The organism is Alloalcanivorax marinus, assembly GCF_016906305.1.
GTDB classification, from domain to species: domain Bacteria; phylum Pseudomonadota; class Gammaproteobacteria; order Pseudomonadales; family Alcanivoracaceae; genus Alloalcanivorax; species Alloalcanivorax marinus.
The window spans coordinates 164,705-181,466 of record NZ_JADDOL010000004.1 but is presented as its reverse complement, the minus strand read 5'-3'; the positions used below and the strand labels follow the sequence as shown (position 1 = coordinate 181,466).

Annotated in this window: 15 protein-coding genes; 2 read left to right on the top strand and 13 right to left on the bottom strand. The window is 62.8% G+C overall.

Annotated elements, in window-relative coordinates:
- Nucleotides 1-11: 11 nt before the first annotated feature.
- From hslO to yrfG, 3 genes are read right to left on the bottom strand one after another with little or no spacing between them, the layout of a single operon-like run.
- On the bottom strand, nt 12-884 hold the full coding sequence (gene hslO, locus IM760_RS05210) for an Hsp33 family molecular chaperone HslO (protein WP_204427477.1): 873 nt from the start codon (nt 882-884) through the stop codon (nt 12-14).
- The gene (locus tag IM760_RS05205; protein ID WP_204427476.1) at nt 881-1,276 is read right to left on the bottom strand and encodes a S4 domain-containing protein; all 396 of its coding nucleotides are present in this window, start codon (nt 1,274-1,276) and stop codon (nt 881-883) included. The genes hslO and IM760_RS05205 overlap by 4 nt, the downstream gene beginning before the upstream one ends.
- Nucleotides 1,273-1,926: a GMP/IMP nucleotidase gene (gene yrfG / locus IM760_RS05200; protein ID WP_204427475.1), complete on the bottom strand. Its 654-nt coding sequence runs from the start codon at nt 1,924-1,926 to the stop codon at nt 1,273-1,275. The genes IM760_RS05205 and yrfG overlap by 4 nt, the downstream gene beginning before the upstream one ends.
- Before the next feature lie 166 nt (nt 1,927-2,092).
- Here yrfG and IM760_RS05195 point away from each other — a divergent pair, with 166 nt between their 5' ends.
- On the top strand, nt 2,093-3,541 hold the full coding sequence (locus IM760_RS05195) for an aminotransferase class I/II-fold pyridoxal phosphate-dependent enzyme (protein ID WP_204427474.1): 1,449 nt from the start codon (nt 2,093-2,095) through the stop codon (nt 3,539-3,541).
- Between the two features lie 140 nt (nt 3,542-3,681).
- Entirely contained in the window at nt 3,682-6,015 is a 2,334-nt protein-coding gene (locus IM760_RS05190; RefSeq protein ID WP_204427473.1) for a DUF6351 family protein, read from the top strand.
- A gap of 106 nt (nt 6,016-6,121) precedes the next feature.
- Here IM760_RS05190 and IM760_RS05185 read toward each other — a convergent pair whose 3' ends face one another.
- From IM760_RS05185 to IM760_RS05140, 10 genes are all read right to left on the bottom strand, one after another.
- Nucleotides 6,122-7,387, bottom strand: a complete 1,266-nt coding sequence (locus IM760_RS05185; RefSeq protein WP_204427472.1) for a glycosyltransferase family protein — start codon at nt 7,385-7,387, stop codon at nt 6,122-6,124.
- A complete protein-coding gene (locus tag IM760_RS05180) occupies nt 7,384-8,883 on the bottom strand; it encodes an oligosaccharide flippase family protein (protein WP_204427471.1) in 1,500 nt (499 codons plus the stop codon). Before IM760_RS05180 ends, IM760_RS05185 begins: the two co-directional genes overlap by 4 nt.
- Nucleotides 8,884-8,899: 16 nt before the next feature.
- Nucleotides 8,900-9,466 (bottom strand): acyltransferase, encoded by a 567-nt coding sequence (locus IM760_RS05175; RefSeq protein ID WP_204427470.1) that lies wholly within the window; start codon nt 9,464-9,466, stop codon nt 8,900-8,902.
- Nucleotides 9,466-10,566 (bottom strand): DegT/DnrJ/EryC1/StrS family aminotransferase, encoded by a 1,101-nt coding sequence (locus IM760_RS05170; protein WP_204427469.1) that lies wholly within the window; start codon nt 10,564-10,566, stop codon nt 9,466-9,468. Before IM760_RS05170 ends, IM760_RS05175 begins: the two co-directional genes overlap by 1 nt.
- Nucleotides 10,563-11,435 carry a glucose-1-phosphate thymidylyltransferase RfbA gene (gene rfbA, locus IM760_RS05165; protein WP_204427468.1) on the bottom strand — a complete coding sequence of 291 codons (873 nt, stop codon included), beginning with the start codon at nt 11,433-11,435 and terminating at the stop codon, nt 10,563-10,565. The genes IM760_RS05170 and rfbA overlap by 4 nt, the downstream gene beginning before the upstream one ends.
- Nucleotides 11,432-12,490 carry a dTDP-glucose 4,6-dehydratase gene (gene rfbB / locus IM760_RS05160; protein ID WP_204427467.1) on the bottom strand — a complete coding sequence of 353 codons (1,059 nt, stop codon included), beginning with the start codon at nt 12,488-12,490 and terminating at the stop codon, nt 11,432-11,434. Before rfbB ends, rfbA begins: the two co-directional genes overlap by 4 nt.
- Before the next feature lie 109 nt (nt 12,491-12,599).
- A complete protein-coding gene (locus IM760_RS05155; RefSeq protein WP_204427466.1) occupies nt 12,600-13,721 on the bottom strand; it encodes a glycosyltransferase in 1,122 nt (373 codons plus the stop codon).
- Between the two features lie 20 nt (nt 13,722-13,741).
- Nucleotides 13,742-14,755, bottom strand: a complete 1,014-nt coding sequence (locus IM760_RS05150; RefSeq protein WP_275579257.1) for an NAD-dependent epimerase — start codon at nt 14,753-14,755, stop codon at nt 13,742-13,744.
- Entirely contained in the window at nt 14,752-15,543 is a 792-nt protein-coding gene (locus tag IM760_RS05145) for an aldo/keto reductase (protein WP_204427465.1), read from the bottom strand. The genes IM760_RS05150 and IM760_RS05145 overlap by 4 nt, the downstream gene beginning before the upstream one ends.
- Nucleotides 15,543-16,760 carry an FAD-dependent oxidoreductase gene (locus IM760_RS05140; protein ID WP_204427464.1) on the bottom strand — a complete coding sequence of 406 codons (1,218 nt, stop codon included), beginning with the start codon at nt 16,758-16,760 and terminating at the stop codon, nt 15,543-15,545. The genes IM760_RS05145 and IM760_RS05140 overlap by 1 nt, the downstream gene beginning before the upstream one ends.
- Nucleotides 16,761-16,762 lie beyond the last annotated feature (2 nt).

The following is a 16,762-nucleotide window of genomic DNA, read 5'->3' as shown; positions in this document are numbered from 1 at the left end:
GCCGGATCGCCTCAGCCGGCCTCGGCCTCGCGGACCAGCTCGGCCAGATCCACGGCGTCGAAATGCTGGCGGGACAGGCAGAAATCGCAGGTCAGGGTGGCCTCGCCGTCCTCCTCGAGCAGCTGGCGGATCTCGGCGGCGCCCAGGGACAGCAGGGCATTGCGGGTGCGCTCCCGGGAGCAGGTGCAGCCGAAGCGCATGGCCTGGGGGTCGGGCAGCCGGGGCGGGGTTTCGTGGAACAGCCGGCGCAGCACCGTTTCCGTGTCCAGGTCCAGCAGTTCCTCCATGCGCAGGGTGTCCGCCAGGGTTTCCAGGTGCTGCCAGCGCTCCGCGTTATGGGCGGCGTCGGCGGCCCGGTCCGGCAGACGCTGCAGCAGCATGCCGGCGGCCCGGCCGTTGCCGGCGGCCAGCCACAGGCGGGTGGGCAGCTGTTCGGACTGGCGGAAATAGGCCTCCAGACAGCGGGCCAGGGTGTCGCCCTCCAGGGGCACGATGCCCTGGTACTGACGTCCGCCTTCCGGGCTGATGGTGATCACCATGGTGCCGTCGCCGAGCAGATCGCCCATGGCGACCTGCTCGCCGGCCCGTTCGTCGTGGCGGGCCAGGGCGCGCAACTGGCCGTCATGGGTGCACTCGGCCAGCAGCAGGGACACCGGTCCGCGCCCCTGGGCCTGCAGGCTCAGCCGGCCGCGGAACTTGAGGGTGCCGGCGAGCAGCGCCACGGCGGCCACCGCCTCGCCCACCAGGCCCTGCACCGACATGGGATAGTCGTGGGCGCCGAGAATCGCCGTCAGGCTGCGGTCCAGGCGCACCAGTTCGCCGCGCACATCGGTGTCGGGGAACAGGAAACGTTGCTTTTGGTCGGCCGCGTGTGTGTCGGTCACAGATCACCTTCGTGGTCACGTCGAAAGCGCGCCAGGTCGCGGCGCTCCTTCTTGTTGGGTTTGTGGTCGGGCACCGGGGCGGCGATGCGCGCCAGCCGGCGCTGTTCGGCGCCCTGCTGGCGTGCCGCGATGCTTTCCTCGGTCTCCCGGTAGAGCTGCTCGGCGGCGCGGGCCGGGCCGCGCTTGTTGCTGAGCCCCTCCACCACCACCGTCCAGCGCTGGTCGCCCTTGCGGATATCGAGCACGGTGCCCGGCCGCACCGTTCTGCTGGGCTTGGCCTTGGCGCCGTCCACCTGCACCTTGCCGCCCTCGATGGCCTGCTTGGCGAGACTGCGGGTCTTGAAGAACCGTGCCGCCCACAGCCAGGAATCGATGCGGGTGCCCTCGCTCACGGCAGCACCCGCAGAAAATCGTCGATGGCCGGGAACGGGTCGGTGTGGTCCCGGGCCGGCAGGCTGGAGTCCGGCTGCAGAATGCTGGCCAGGTGGCCGAGGCCGTAGAGACGGCCGGAATGCAGCACCGGCAGCGAATCATCCACCAGCAAGGCCCGGGCCGGGTCGAACGGATGCCGCTCGCGCAGCCGGTGCCAGAAGTCCTGGGCTTCCTTGGGGTGGCCGTAGTCGTGGCTGGACACCAGGGCATCGAAATAGCGGTCGATGCCGGTGCGCTCCAGCTTCAGGTCCAGGGCCTCCCGGTGCGCGTTGGTCACCATGATCACCTGGCGGGGGCCGTCACGCAGCGCGCCCAGAAAGGCCTCGGCCCCGGGCCGCACCGCGATGCGGTCCGCCGCCGCCCGCTTCAGGGCGGCGATGTTCAGGTTCAGCTCCCGGGTCCAGAAATCCAGGCAGTACCAGTTGAGGGTGCCCAGATGGCTGGCGATCCAGTCCTGCAACACCCGTTCCGCCTCGGCGTATTCCAGCCCCCGGCTGAGGGCGTACTGCTCGGGCACGTGGCGCTGCCAGAACCAGTTGTCGAACGCCAGATCCAGCAGGGTGCCGTCCATGTCCAGCAGCACGGTGTCGATGTCTGTCCAGTCGATCATTGCCTCGCCGTCGTTGCCGCGCCGGTGCGCCGGGAATCGGGCGCACAGTATGCAATATCGGGGCGGCCGCCGGAAATACAAAGGCGCCGGTGACGGCGCGGTTACAAACCCCGGTGCCTGAGGCAGAATGAAGCCACGATTCCTATAACAACGAAAGGTGACGCCGGTGATCGACGACCGGTTTCTCTACGAACGCATCAGCCGGCGGCTGCTTGAGCAGATCGGTGCCGGCACCTTCGCCGTGGGCCAGAAGCTGCCTTCGGTGCGGCGCATGAGCGCGCTGTTCAAGGTCAGCGTGAACACGGTGATGCAGAGCTACCGTCACCTGGAGGCGGAAGGCTACCTGGATATCCGCCCGCAGTCCGGCGTCTACGTGCGCAGTTCCGACGTGCACGACATTCCCGAGCCGGACGGTTCCCGTTACCCGCTGCTGCCGGTGGAAGTGTCGCTCAGCGAGCAGGTGCTGCAGTACATGGAATTGCACGCCGACCCGGCCATGGTGCGGCTGGGCATCGCGCTGCCCGGGCCGGAGGTGTTGCCGGTGGACCGGGTCATGGCCACCATCCGCGATGTCACCCGCCACCACGCTCTGGAGGCCTGGGATTACATGCACCCCAACGGCAGCGCCCTGTTCACCCACCATCTGGCGCGCCGCAGTTTGTCCTATGAGGTGCCGGTGACCGCCGAGGACATCATCGTCACCAGCGGCGCCATGGAGGCGCTGTCCCTGGCCCTGCGCAGCGTCAGCCGGCCCGGCGACACGGTGGCGGTGGAGTCGCCCACCTATTACGGCGCCCTGCTGCTGTTGGAAACCCACCAGCGCAAGGTGGTGGAGGTGCCCACCCACGCCCGTCACGGCATCAGCCTGAGTGCCCTGGAGCAGGTGTTCCGGCGCGGCGGCGTGGCGGCCTGCCTGGTGTCGCCCAACGCCCAGAACCCGCTGGGCTTCACCATGAGCCTGGAACGCAAGGCGGCGCTGGTGGCCCTGTCGGAGCGCTACCAGGTGCCGCTGATCGAGAACGACGTTTGGGGCGACACCGTCTATGGCGAGGAGGCGGCGCCGCCGGCCAAGGCCTTCGACCGGGCCGGGCTGGTGCTCTACTGCAGCTCGTTCTCGAAAAGCCTGATGCCGGGCCTGCGCATCGGATGGGCGGCGGCGGGCCGGTTCCAGAAGCGCTTCCGGGAGCTCAAGCAACTGAGCACCATCACTTCCACCTCGATCTCGCAGATCGCCATGGGCCGGCTGCTGGAAAGCGGTTTCTACGCCCAGCATTTGCGTGAACTGCGCGAGCGGCTGCACGACCAGGTGAACGCCATGGCCAAGGAAGTGCGGCGCTGTTTCCCGCCCGGCACGCGGCTGACCCGGCCCACCGGCGGCTGCGTGCTGTGGGTGCGCCTGCCCGGCGGCGTGGATACCGTGGCGCTGTTCCAGCGCGCCGCCGCCCGCGGCGTCCACGTGTTCCCCGGCGGGGTGTTCTCCCTGGACGGCAAGCACGCCGATTATCTTCGCCTGAACGCCGGCAGCCCGCTCACCCCGCCGGTGCGCCGGGCTCTGCGCTGGCTCGGGGAAACCGCCGCCGAACTGGCGGCGGCAGGGCCCCGGCGGGAGGCTTAGGCTTCTTTGTCCCGCCGTAGGGCCGCCACTGTTCCAGCCACTTCCCGAAAACTGTATCTGTTTTACCGCCGCCGTCGCTTCTACCTTGAATGGGCGACCGGGCCACGCCCGGCGATAACAACAATATCGAGGAGAGCATCATGTCAGTACGCGTAACGGGCAGCGCGCTCGCATTGGCGGCCGCCTGTCTGGTCACCGCCTGCGGTGGCGATTCCGATTCCGCCGATCCGGCCCCCTCCGTGGGGCTGCGGGTGGTGTCCAGCGAACCCCAGTGGGTCAGTGGCGGCGATGCCCGGGTGGCGGTGCGCGGCAATGCCGACGTGCTGGCGCGGGCGCGCCTGCGGCTCAACGGCGAGGACCTGGACACCACGGACTTCCAGGCCGGCGACCAGGGCGTGGAAGGAATGATTCACGGTCTGCGGGAAGGCGAGAACACGCTCACCGTCTGGCACCCGGACCACGGCACCCTGCAGCGGCTGACGCTGACCAACTATCCGGTGGCGGGCCCCATGTTCTCCGGCCCGCACCAGTATCCGTTCGTCTGCACCACGGTCTCGGAGCTGGGCAAACAGCCGCTGGTGGACACCGACGGCGACGAGGGTTTCCCGGTTTATGACGACAACGATCAGCAGATCGGCCTGAGCCGCGACTGCGGCATCGAGCCCTACACCGAATACTGGTACCGCACCACCGGCGACGAGTATCAGCCGCTGCCGGCGGGCGGCTCGCGCCCGGCGGACATGGCCACCACCACTCTGTCGGACGGCCGCGTGGTGGACTTCGTGGTGCGCTGGGAGCGGGGCACCATCAACCGCTTTATCTATTCCATCGCCATGCTCGCCGACGCCGGCGAGGAAGCCGGTTCCCTGGACACCGGCCTGTGGAACGGCCGCCTGATGTACCGCTTCCAGGGCGGCGTGGGCATCGGCCACACCCAGGGCAGCATGGACTACAAACGCCGCGCCCTGCAGCCGGACGTGCTCGGCCAGGGCTACGCCATCATCTATTCCACCGGCACCCGCATGAGCGAGCACTACAACATGCAGGTGGGCGGTGAGACCGCGCTGATGGTCAAGGAACGGTTCGTGGAAGAGTACGGCGAGCCGCTCTACACCGTGGGCCTGGGCGCCTCCGGCGGCGCCATCCAGCAGTATGTCTACGCGCAGAACCACCCGGGTCTGATCGACGCGGCGATTCCGGTGCAGAGCTACCCGGACATGGTCACCCAGACCATCCATATCGGTGACTGCGAACTGCTTGAGTACTACATGGACGCCACCGACAGGGACAACCCCAAGTGGGCGACCACCAAGAACCGCACCTGGCTGGTGGGGCTCAACGCCGAGGACGACGTGGAAGATCCGCTCTACGCCGCCAAGCAGCAGCTCGGCTACGGCGGCGCGCCGGGCTCCACCGAATGCGTGGAATCCTGGCGCGGCCTGACGCCGCTGACCATGAATCCCTACTTCGGCCAGGCGGACAATCAGGAGCAGATGCAGCCGCCGGGTCTGATGGCCACGGTGAACTGGAGCCACTACGACGACCTGCGCAACATCTACGGCGTGGACGGCGACGGTTACCCGCACACCCTGTTCGATAACGTGGGCGTGCAGTACGGCCTGCAGGCGCTGCTCGACGGCCACATCACCGCCGAGGAATTCCTCTCGCTCAACGAGCAGGCGGGCGGCTGGAAGGATCAGAAGGACATGGTGCAGGAAGGCTTCCCGTTCCTCGGTTCCCAGCAGGATGTGATGAACGACCCGTCCGTCTTCGACCCCTGGAGCAGCCGCAACATGACCCTCAGCCCGGACGGCACCCAGCCGGCGCCGCGCACGGAAGGTGATCTGGAAGCCATGAACGGCGCCTACGAATCCGGCATGGTGTTCCGCGGCAAGGCGGACATTCCGATCATTGATTACCGGCCCTACCTGGAGCACGAACTGGACATGCACAACGTGCACCAGTCCTTCGTGGTGCGCCAGCGCATGGAGGAATTCGCCGGCAACGCCGACAACCAGGTGATCTGGTTCGCCGACGCCCGTCCGGAGGAAGACTACAGCGCCGTGCCCCTGGCTCTGGAAGTGATCGATGACTGGATGGCCAACCTGCGCGCCAACCCGTCCGCCGGCGTGGCCGCCAACAAGCCGGAGCTGGCGGTGGACACCTGCTTCGAAACCGACGGCACGGTGATCGCCCGGGGCGATGACGTCTGGAACGGCGCCCTGACCGATGACGCGGAAGGCGCCTGCACCGCCCACTTCCCGATCTATTCCACCTCACGGATCGTGGCCGGCGCGCCCACCCACGGCGACGTCTTCAAGTGCGGTCTCAAGCCGGTGTCCGTGGCCCTGGAAGACGGCACCTACGGCAACTGGACGCCCACCTCGGACCAGGTGAACCGGCTCAACGCCGTGTTCCCCGATGGCGTGTGCGATTACACCCTGCCCGACCAGGGCCGGCCGGAGGGACTCTGACACGGTTTATCGGGAGAGCAAGATCGTGTGGTTTGCTCGTCAGGCTCGGGACATCGGATAACGGTGATGTTTGGCGAGACTCGGCCCCTCTTAGGAGGGGCTTTTTTTATGGTTGCTGAACGTCCGCGGTCCGAACGATGCGGTCCAACTCCGCGACCACACGCTCGCTGGATAAATATTCCTCCGCAAAGCGCTGACCGGGCGCGGCCACCGCCTCTCTGACCCGTGGATCCCGTAGCTCTTGGAGTCGCTCAAAAACCTGTGCACTGTCCGTGGCGGTGAAAACGGGAGTGGTTTCTGGCCAAAAGCCCGACGACACCAGATTCCGGTCATTGGCGATCAGCGGCTTTCCCAGCCAAAGAGCGTAAGCGCCAATGGCGCCAATCCAATGATCTCCGGTCTGATCGAAGCAAATGTCGGCGTCGCGGTACAAAGTGAGAAGCTCGGAAAAAGGCATCTCTTTATGCCAGATCACACAGTCAAGGCCTAACTCAGCGCACAGTGCCTTGGCGCTTTGAACGTCCGGGCCCTTTTCCACAAAGTGCACGCGCATGGCCGGATACTCGCGGTAAAAATCGGCCAACCCTCGAATGATCTGATCGTTACCTTTGCTCCATCCCTTCCGGTTGCCCACCATGCTTTTGTAGTGGAAACGCACGCCGCAGAAAATGCTCAGGAAATCATCTGCTGGCTTGAAACCCCTGGGCTCTCCGCTTAGCGGATCAAACGACACATCAAACCGTGGTATGTACCTCACCCCTTGGCTCTCATAGCGACGCACCAGGCGGTCATTGTCATGGCTGATTCCGCGCAGGAAGGCAATCAGATAATGGATTGAGGCGAAGCCGGCGGCCTGCCGCTTGAGCACGGTGCCAATCCACCAACTGCTGAGTGTGGAGGGTAAAAAGCGAAAAACGGTTTTCTTTGAGAAGTCGCGCACCAATTGCGCCTTGTTCTCAGGGTCTCCCCACTGGATCAGGTCGGCGCCGTGGCTCAGACCAATCCGTATGGCTTGTTGCTCGAGATAGGGGTGCAGAGCGATATAAAAGCCATTGAGTATGTAGCAGACTGGCGGCCTGCCACTGCGCTTTCTCACTTCCTTGCCGATCCGCGCGGCGTAGTAACGAGGGAAAGTGGCGAGCATTACCTGAGAGGAAACCGGCATTTCGACGATCCACTCCGGATAGGGATAGTCAATGTCCGGGAAATGATTCTCAGGGCGGTGCAGCGTATCTGTTGGTCGTCTGCCCACGAAATAAAGCACTTCATGACCAAGCCTTTTCAGCGCTCTGGCGTAAACCATCGGCATGGCGTTGGTGCTGCCTAGAAAAACGATGGGGCCTTTATTTTGTGGAGCCTGCTCGGACGTCATTGAGATGCCTTTTTCCAGATTTGGCCGAGGTGGCCTGGCCCCCTCGCCGATATGGCGGCGGCGGTCAGAGCCGCCAACCCGGTGCCGGCCAGTATCATCAGCGTGCCCAGGCGTGACTCGAAGTGCCAGCCCGTTTGATAAACCGCCCAGGCGACCAATGTGGCGGGTAGATAGACCGCCAGTACATCCCTGAGCAACCAGCGAAGGTGCAGGCCGGGTTCCAGGCGGCTGTGCACGAAACCGACCCAAAACAGAAAGAACAAAATATTCAGAGACAACCAGACGCTGCCGGCGCCGACGCCGCCGAACCGGGAAGCCGCCCAAACAATGCTTGGCACCAGAAGAACCAGAAGAAGAAGGCTGCCGATCAAGTGATACTTAAGCCGCCCGCTGGCGTACTGAAGATAGTAAGGAAAGGAAGACGCCGCCAATATCCCGTTGCCGAGAGCATATAGTCTTAGAATCGGCGCGGCTTCGCTTGCCAGCTCCGGGTCGCCCGTCCAGGCAAACAGCAGAGCCTCCGGGAAAAAGGCGATCACGATCGCGGCCGAGCCGGCGATCGTGATCACCGTGCGTGTCGCCGTGCGATAAATCCGTATCATGCTCACTCTGTCACCCTCGGCATACAGCCTGGACATTTTGGGCAGCACGGCGAGGCTGACCGGCCCACTGATAAAAACGATGCCACTGGCCACCATCACTGCCAGGGTAAAATAACCATACTCGGATAAAGGCAACACACCCGAAAGCACGAGCTTGTCGGTCTGAGTCACCATGGTCCACAACGAGGAGGTCAGCGCGATGGTCAAAGCAAAGCCTAGAACATCGCGCACCGGCTTGAACGACCAACCCAGACGATCCGTAATGTTATCCAGCGTGGGCAGAAGTCTGCGGCTCATCCAGCACAAACCGCAGACTTCGAGGATGGCGATGATGAGCTGGTGAAGAAAGAAGACCAGAGGTGTGAAGCCATACAGCCACATGGTCGCGAACACAGCGACAAAACGTAGGGATGCGAACAGGACATTGAAGCCGCTCAACCAGACCAGACGCTCTGACCCGGTAATCACCCCCCGGAAAAGGCCGCCGAGCCACCGCAATGCTACGCAGACGCCCATGATCTTGAGCGCGAGTATTACCTGTTCGGTTGGCAAAGAGCCGGGTGATAGCCAATTCGTGGCAATCTGAGGTGCCAGAAGCCATAGCGCCCCCCCACCAAACACCGCGGTGCCGAGGAAAATGACGGACAAAGAGCGATAAAGGCGGCGGTAGAACAGGGTCGGTGTGGAGCCTCCGAGGTGGCGGGCGGTTTCACGGCCAACCGTCTGGGTAAGGCCTACATCCAGTAATTGAAACCAGGACTGAAGCATGGTGAAAAAACCGATCAGTCCGTAAGCCTCCGCCCCCATGTACTTGACATAGAGAGGCAGGATCAGGATGCCAACGGCGGTGACGTAAAGCTGGCTGACGTAGTTGGCGGCGACGTTGCGCTTCAAGGACACCATTCGATCTTCAGCGGCTTTCCCGTTTCATTTTTGCTTCCACGTCGAGCAGGTCTCGTGACCGTTCCTTGAGAGGCTTTGCCGGCTGGCCAGCGTAGATCCAGAAAGGATCGTACTCGCCACTCACCAGGCTAAGGGCCCCCACCGCGGCGCCTTCGCCAAGCACGGTGCCGGGTAACACCACGCTGCCCGAGCCAATAATCACATGGCGACCTATATCCACCGGCGCATGGGTCACGTTGGTATAGCAGGCGGGGACCATGGGGTTGGTCATTGAAGCGCCCGAATAATCGTCATTGCTACTGTATATGGATACCCGAGAAGACAGGTTGGCATAATCGCCAAGGCGAATATTTCCACGCCCAATCAAGCTGCAATAGACCGCTACATGGATATGGCTGCCAATATCAATGCCTTCATCGCCAGCGGATAATACACAGAAATCGTCGATTCGAACGTGGTCGCCAAGGCTGATGCTGCTGGCGTTATAAAAACTGGCCTTGTCTGAAAGCAGGACGTTCTGGCCGAGGGAGGCGAAACCCATGGCTTCAAGCTCACTTCTGGTCAAATAAGCCATTACCGCGCTTCCCGTAGCGCATACACGATGCGATCCAGTTCGTCGGATGAGAGCCCCGGGTAAATAGGCAGGCAGAGGACACGGTCGGAGGCGTCCCTCGCCACCGGCCAGTCGCCGCCACGAAAAGGGGAATGCTCAAAATCCGGGATCAGCGGATGGAAATAGCGACGCCCGTGAATGCCCCTTTCCGCCAGACAGGTGAGCAATTCGTCCCGACTCAGCGGGTAAGAGGGCTCTACCAGAACGGGAAAATAGGAAAAGTTGTCATTGGTCTGTCTGCCTCTGGGCAGGGCAGACAGACCTGGCAGCTTTTCAAGAGCAAGCCGGAAATGAGTGTCGATCTTTTTCCGGGCTTCCAGGGCAGTGTCGATATGTTTCAGCTGGAGCAACCCGAAAGCGGCGCTGACCTCATTCAGCTTGCCGTTCATTCCGGTGGCCGCCAAGCGAGATTCTCCGTCCAGACCAAAGTTCTTAAGGCGGTCCAAGCGTTGTTTCATTTCAAGGTCGTGGCAAACCACCGCCCCACCTTCGAAGGTGTTGAAGACCTTGGTGGCGTGGAAGCTTAACACCGCCAGATCGCCGTGGCGGAGAATGCTGCCCTCGCTATCGCGCACACCGAAAGCGTGAGCCGCGTCGTAAACCACCTTGAGGCCGTGGCGTCGGGCAATGGCGTCGATAGCAGCGGTGTCACAGGGGTTGCCGTAGCAATGCACCGGGACGATCGCGGAGGTGTTTTCCGTGATGGCCGCTTCGATGGCTTCCGGTGACAGATTCAGATAGGTCGGTTCGACATCAACGAACACCGGATCCAGACCATTCCAGGCAATGGCGTTGGCGGTCGCCACGAACGAATAGGGGGTGGTAATGACCTCACCCTGCAATTCGAGAGCCTGTAACGCGACCATAAGGGCGCTGGTGCCGTTATTGAACAGGCATAGGTGAGGCACGCCCAGATATTCACACAGGGCCGCCTCCAGGCGCTGATGCATGGGCCCGCCATTGGTCAGGTGGCCGCTGGTCCAAATCTCCTCCAGATAGGGAATAAATTCCTCGAGCGGCGGCAAGAAAGGCCGCGTTACGTGGACCGGGGGGTTGCTCATGGTTGACCCTTCAGAAGAGAGAGCAGATATTCACCGTAGCCATTCTTTTTCAATGCTTCCGCGGTGCGCAGCAATTGCTGCTCGTTCAGCCAGCCGTTGTAGTAGGCGATTTCCTCCAGGCAGGCGATTTTGTACCCTTGCCGCTTCTCGATGGTCTCCACGAAATGCGCGGCATCTAAAAGGCTGTCATGCGTGCCAGTGTCGAGCCAGGCGAACCCCCTTCCAAGAAGTTCCACATTGAGATCACCGCGCTCCAGGTAGGCCTGGTTGACGCTGGTGATTTCCAGTTCGCCTCTTGCGGAGGGTTTTACCGCTTTGGCAATATCGATGACATCGTTGTCGTAGAAGTAAAGCCCGGTAACCGCGAAACGGGATTGCGGGTGCTCGGGTTTCTCTTCCAAGGAAATCGCTTTCCGGTTGTCATCGAAGGCCACCACGCCGAAGCGTTCCGGGTCCTTCACCTGATAGCCGAACACCGTCGCTCCGGAGGGTCTCGCGGCAGCGGCTTTAAGCATCGGCGTGAAACCCTGACCGTAAAAGATGTTGTCGCCCAGTACCAGGCAGACGTTCTCGTCGCCGATAAAGGACTCGCCAAGCGTAAATGCCTGCGCAAGACCGTCCGGGTGAGCCTGAATGGTATAAGTCAGATTGATGCCAAATTGCGTGCCGTCACCAAGCAGTCGCCGATAACTGTCATTGTCTTCCGGGGTGGTGATGATCAGGATATCTCTAATGCCCGCCAGCATCAGAACGGACAACGGATAATAAATCATTGGTTTGTCGTAGACGGGCAGGAGCTGTTTGGATATGCCTTTTGTGATCGGGTAGAGCCGGGTGCCGGAGCCGCCTGCCAGAACAATTCCTTTCATTTTGTCACTCCCAAGCGCTCTCTTTGATATTTTCCGGTTGAAACGTGGTCGCACCATTCGCGATTGTCGAGATACCAGCGCACGGTCTTGCGCAACCCGGAATCGAACGTTTCCCGTGGTGTCCAGCCAAGCTCCCGCTCGATTTTTCCAGCATCAATCGCATAACGCAGATCGTGCCCGGGGCGATCCGGAACATGAACGATCAGTTCCTCATGGCGGCTGTCCCGGGGCTGCCAGTCATCCAGAAGACGACAGATTGCCAGCACCACGTCCAGGTTACGTTGCTCGTTATGGCCGCCGATATTGTAGGTTTCGCCAGTCTTTCCGTGCTCCAGAACGGTCAGGAGCGCGCGGGCGTGGTCCTCAACGAAGAGCCAATCCCGTATTTGGTCCCCTTGTCCGTATACCGGAAGCGGTTTGCCGTCCAGGGCATTGAGGATAATCAGAGGAATCAATTTCTCGGGAAAATGATAAGGCCCGTAATTGTTGGAGCAATTTGTGAGTACCACGGGCAAACCGTAAGTCCGATGCCAGGCACGTACCAGATGGTCGGCCCCGGCTTTACTGGCCGAATACGGCGAGCTGGGAGAGTAGGCGGTTTCCTCCGTAAACAGGGCGCCCGAATCACCCAGGTCTCCGTAAACCTCGTCGGTGGAAACATGATGTAGCCGGAACTGATCGCGGGCTGTTTCCGGCAGGCTTTTCCAATACGCCCGGCTCGCTTCCAGCAGCGTGAAAGTGCCGACCAGATTGGTCTGGATAAAGTCAGCCGGACCATCTATGGAACGGTCGACATGACTTTCGGCCGCCAGGTGCATGATCTTGTCCGGGCGATGGTTCGCCAGTATCCGGTCAACAGCCTGGCGATCCGACACGTCGGCCTGTTCGAAAGCGTAACGGGGATGGTTCGCCACGGAGGAGAGGGACTCCAGGTTGCCGGCGTAGGTCAGCTTATCCAGATTGACGACATTGTGTTCGGTCTCCTCAATCAGAAATCGCACCACGGCGGAACCGATGAAACCGGCGCCGCCGGTTACCAAAATAGTAAGTGGCATCCCTGTATATCCTGATCGTTCAATTTGATTGCCCCGCCGGCTCGCCCATTTCGTCTCCATGCGGGAACGCTAGTGTAGCATTTGAGCACTGGAATCGCTGGGCCCCTGCTCATTGGCGTGGGCTGCCCTCCAGGACGGCTTGATAGGCGCTGACGAACCCCTCGACCATGGTGTCCACGGAAAAGCTGGCGGCGCCGGCATGGGCTTCCTCGGCGCGATTGCGGTACTCGTCGGCATCTTGGAAAACGGCGTCGATCCTGCTCCAAAGCTGCGCCGGGGCGTCCACATCCACCAGCTCGGCGCCGCGGCCCAATGCTTGATGAATATCCTCGCCGGCGCCGGTGCGGGTCAATACGGAAGGCACCGCGAGGCGAGCGGCTTCCAATACCACGTTGGGAAAGCCCTCGGCCCGCGAGGGCAGGATAAGACAACCGGCGTCATTGAGCAGAGCCGCTTTCTGTTCTCCAAAGCGGGGCCCATGGAAGGTCACTCTGTCGCCCAGACCGAGCTGCTCACTGAGTTGCCGCAATTGTTCGCCGTGGGCGGGTGGTTGCGGGTCGCCGACAATGTCGAGCGTGAAACGCGCCTTGGCGTCGCGTGTAAGCGCCTGGAACAATGTCTCGAGGCCTTTGCGTGGAGATACGCTACCGAGAAAAATCAGGCGGGCATCCTCAAAGCGCTTCCGCAGCGCCTGTATCGGGGGGATTTTGTCACTTGTGTCAATGGCGTTGTGTACGACATAAATCCGTCGCGCATCGACGCCTGCCTCGTCGGTATAAAAGTCACGCAGGCGCTGGAACTGGCAGAGCAAACCGTGATAGCGACGAAACATAAAGGCCAACACCCGCTGACGGCGTGGTGAGGAGTTGCTGAAAAGACCGCGGGGGTCGTTGCGGAGATTAAGGATCACCCTGGCCCCGAGCATGCGGGCCGCCTGAGCCATAACGGTTTTTTCCAGGATCGAGTAAAAGGAGCAGGGCGCAAAAAAATGCACCACGTCGGGCCGGATTCGTAACAGGGTGCGGAGAAAGTCCCGGTGGAATCGAACGCGAAGCAGCGCGGCATGAAAGCGCCCTCTCGCCTCTTCCCGGTGGGGATGCACGATATTGTGTAAAGCAACTTCGGGCCGCTGAATCAGCGCCTCGCTGAGAATGGTGGCGGCACGGGCCTGTCCGCCGGTAAAGCCGGGTTTTTCAAGCGGCGCCACCAGCGCCAGGGTTATCTTGCTCACCTTGGTTGCAATCCTCGTTGCTATCGGCCGGAGTGGTAGTAGTCTCGATACCAGTCAACGAACCGGTCGATGCCGGTCTTGATATCGGTTTTCGGTTGATAACCGGTATCTCGCTGCAAGGCGGAGATGTCCGCATAGGTATGTTCCACATCGCCGGGCTGCAGCGGCAGCAACTCTTTCTCCGTGGTCTGTCCAAGCGCTTGTTCCATCAGCTCAATATAATCGAGCAGGGCCACGGGCCTGCCATTGCCGATGTTATAGAGTCTCCAAGGGGCGCGACTCGATGCCGGGTCCGGGGCCGCGCCATCCCACTCCGGATTGCCCATGGGAACACGCTCAAGTGCCCGTACCACACCGTCCACGATGTCGTCGATGTAGGTGAAGTCACGTCGGTGCTTGCCATGGTTGAACACTTTGAGAGGGCGCCCCTGGGTGATGGCATCGGCAAACAGAATCGGTGACATGTCGGGCCTGCCCCAGGGACCGTAGACGGTAAAAAACCGCAAGCCCGTGGTGGGTAACCCGAAAATATGACTGTAGCTGTGTGCCATCGCTTCGTTGGCTTTCTTGGTGGCCGCGTACAGCGATACCGGATGGTCCACATTGTGCTGTTCTGAAAAGGGAGAGGTTTCATTGGCGCCATACACCGAACTGGATGAAGCATAGACCAGGTGTTCCACATCCTGGTGACGGCAGCCTTCCAGAATCCCGAGAAACCCGGAAAGATTGCTGTCCGCATACGCCATCGGATTTTCCAGGGAGTACCGCACTCCCGCCTGGGCGGCCAGGTGGACCACTCGCTGAAAGCCTTCTTTGGCGAACAGCGCGGACAGGCCTTCGCGGTCGGCCAGGTCCAGGCGGACGAACCGGAACGAGGAGTAGGGGCGTAGCAGGGCGAGCCGATCTTGTTTCAGCGTTACGGCATAGTAGTCATTGAGATTATCCACGCCGACCACCTCGTGGCCCAGATCAAGCAAGGCACGGGCGGTATGCAAGCCAATAAATCCGGCGACGCCGGTAACCAGTATTTTCATGATGGTTCCTCCCCGCAGGCGCGGCGGGCCTTGGCCACGTTTTCTTCCAGATGATGGGGGTTGACGGTGCCGGCGATCACCGCGCCCACGCCGGGGGTGCCGAGCACCCGGTCCAGGCTGGCCTGCACCGGGTCCGGGTGGTCGGCGGGCAGGTGGCCGCTGGCGAAGGCCTTCTTGATCAGAATGCCCTTGCCCCGTTCGGCGGCCAAGTCGATCACCGGTTTCTCGTCCTGGTGCGCCAGGTTGTAGGTGACCATGGCGATGTCGGCGCGGCGCAGGGTTTCCAGGCCGCCTTCCACGGTCTTGGTGGAGACCCCGGTGGCGCGGATTTTGCCTTCCCGTTTCAGGTCGTCGAGCACCTCCAGGGTGCCCTGGCGCAGCACCGCCAGGTCGTTGCCGTCGGAGTGCACCAGCACCACGTCCAGGTAATCCGTGTTCAGGCGGCGCAGGCTGCGTTCCACCGAGGCGCGGGTGTGTTCCGGGGTGAAGTCGAAGCGGCTTTCGCCGTGTTCGAATTCCTCGCCCACCTTGGTGACGATCACCCAGTGGTCGCGGTGGCTGAGCAACTGGCCCAGCCGCTCCTCGCTGCGGCCGTAGGCCGGGGCGGTGTCGATCAGGTTGACGCCCAGGTCGCGGGCGCGGGCCAGCAGGTGGCGCACGGCGTCGTCGTCGGGAATGGTGAAGGCGTCCGGGTATTTGACGCCCTGGTCGCGACCGATTTTCACCGTGCCCAGGCCCAGGGCACTGACCGTCAGGCCGGTGTCGCCGAGCGCGCGCAGAAAGCCCATCAGTGTTCTCCGAAGCAGCGGTACCAGTGGGGCTGGCCGGCGGCGGCGCGGGGCAGGGCGTCGGGCAGTTCCCCCAGGGGCGCGCCGGGCGTCAGGCCGTGCTGGTCCACCAGGGCGTCCACCCGGTCGCCCAGGTCCGGGGCCAGGGTCAGTTTGGTGGGCCAGGTGATGATCAGGTCCTGGTCGCGGCGGGCATAGGCGTTGTCCGGTTTGGCCAGGCTCTGCTGGCGGGGCTCGGCGCGGGCCACGTCCATCACCGCGAAGCGGGCGTCGCCGAAATCCAGCCACGGGAACAGGGTGTCCAGCTCCGCCCGGGCGGCGGCGATCTGCTCCGCGTCGGTGCGGTCCACGCCGCGCTCCGCCAGGTCGCCGCCCAGATACCAGACCAGATCGCCGTCCGGCAGGTCGTGGGTGGTGACGGTCAGGCGCGGTTTGTTGCTGGCGCCGATGCAGTGGGCGTACAGGCGGTGGCCCAGGCGGTGCTTCACCAGCACCATTTTCAGCGGCCGGCTCTGGGCCGACTCGCGGGGGAACAGGCGCGCCTTCTGGGCGTCGGCGAGCAACCCGGCGTTGCCCTCGCCGGCGGCCAGGATGGTCAGCCGGGGTTGAATACGCACGCCGTTGATCTCGGCGGCCTCCAGGCCGGTGTCGCCCCAGTGCAGCCGGTCCCGGGACGGGTCGAACCGCAGCAGCTGGTCACGGACCGGTGTTACCAGCACCCGCAGCAGGCTTTCCGTGTCCACCACCAGATCGTCCAGGCGGTACACCTGACCCTTGAAGCGCGGGTCGGCCAGGGCCGAGGGGAACTGGTCGCGCTTCAGCTTCTCGATGCGCCCGCGCAGCATCTTGCTGGCGAAGAAGCTGGTCATGCGGCTGGCCACGGAGCCGGTGGACCACAGGTTCTGGGTGTCGGCGAGCACCCGCAGGCCGCTCAGATCCACCTTGTCGCGGCCGTCGATGGCGGCGCGCCAGCGGTCCGGCATGCCGGCGATCGCCTCGGACTCGCTGGACAGGCCGCCGCCCAGGGCGTATTTCAGGCCGCCGTGGATGATGCCCTGGCTGGCCAGGGTCTGGGCGCCGCCCAGGGTGCCGGTTTCCAGCAGCAGGCACTGGTAGCCGCGTTCGCGCAGGCGGTTGATCAACCACAGGCCGGCGATGCCGCCGCCGAAAATCAGAATGTCCGGTGTCAGGGTGGGCGTCCGGGCGCTGTCGGTCATGG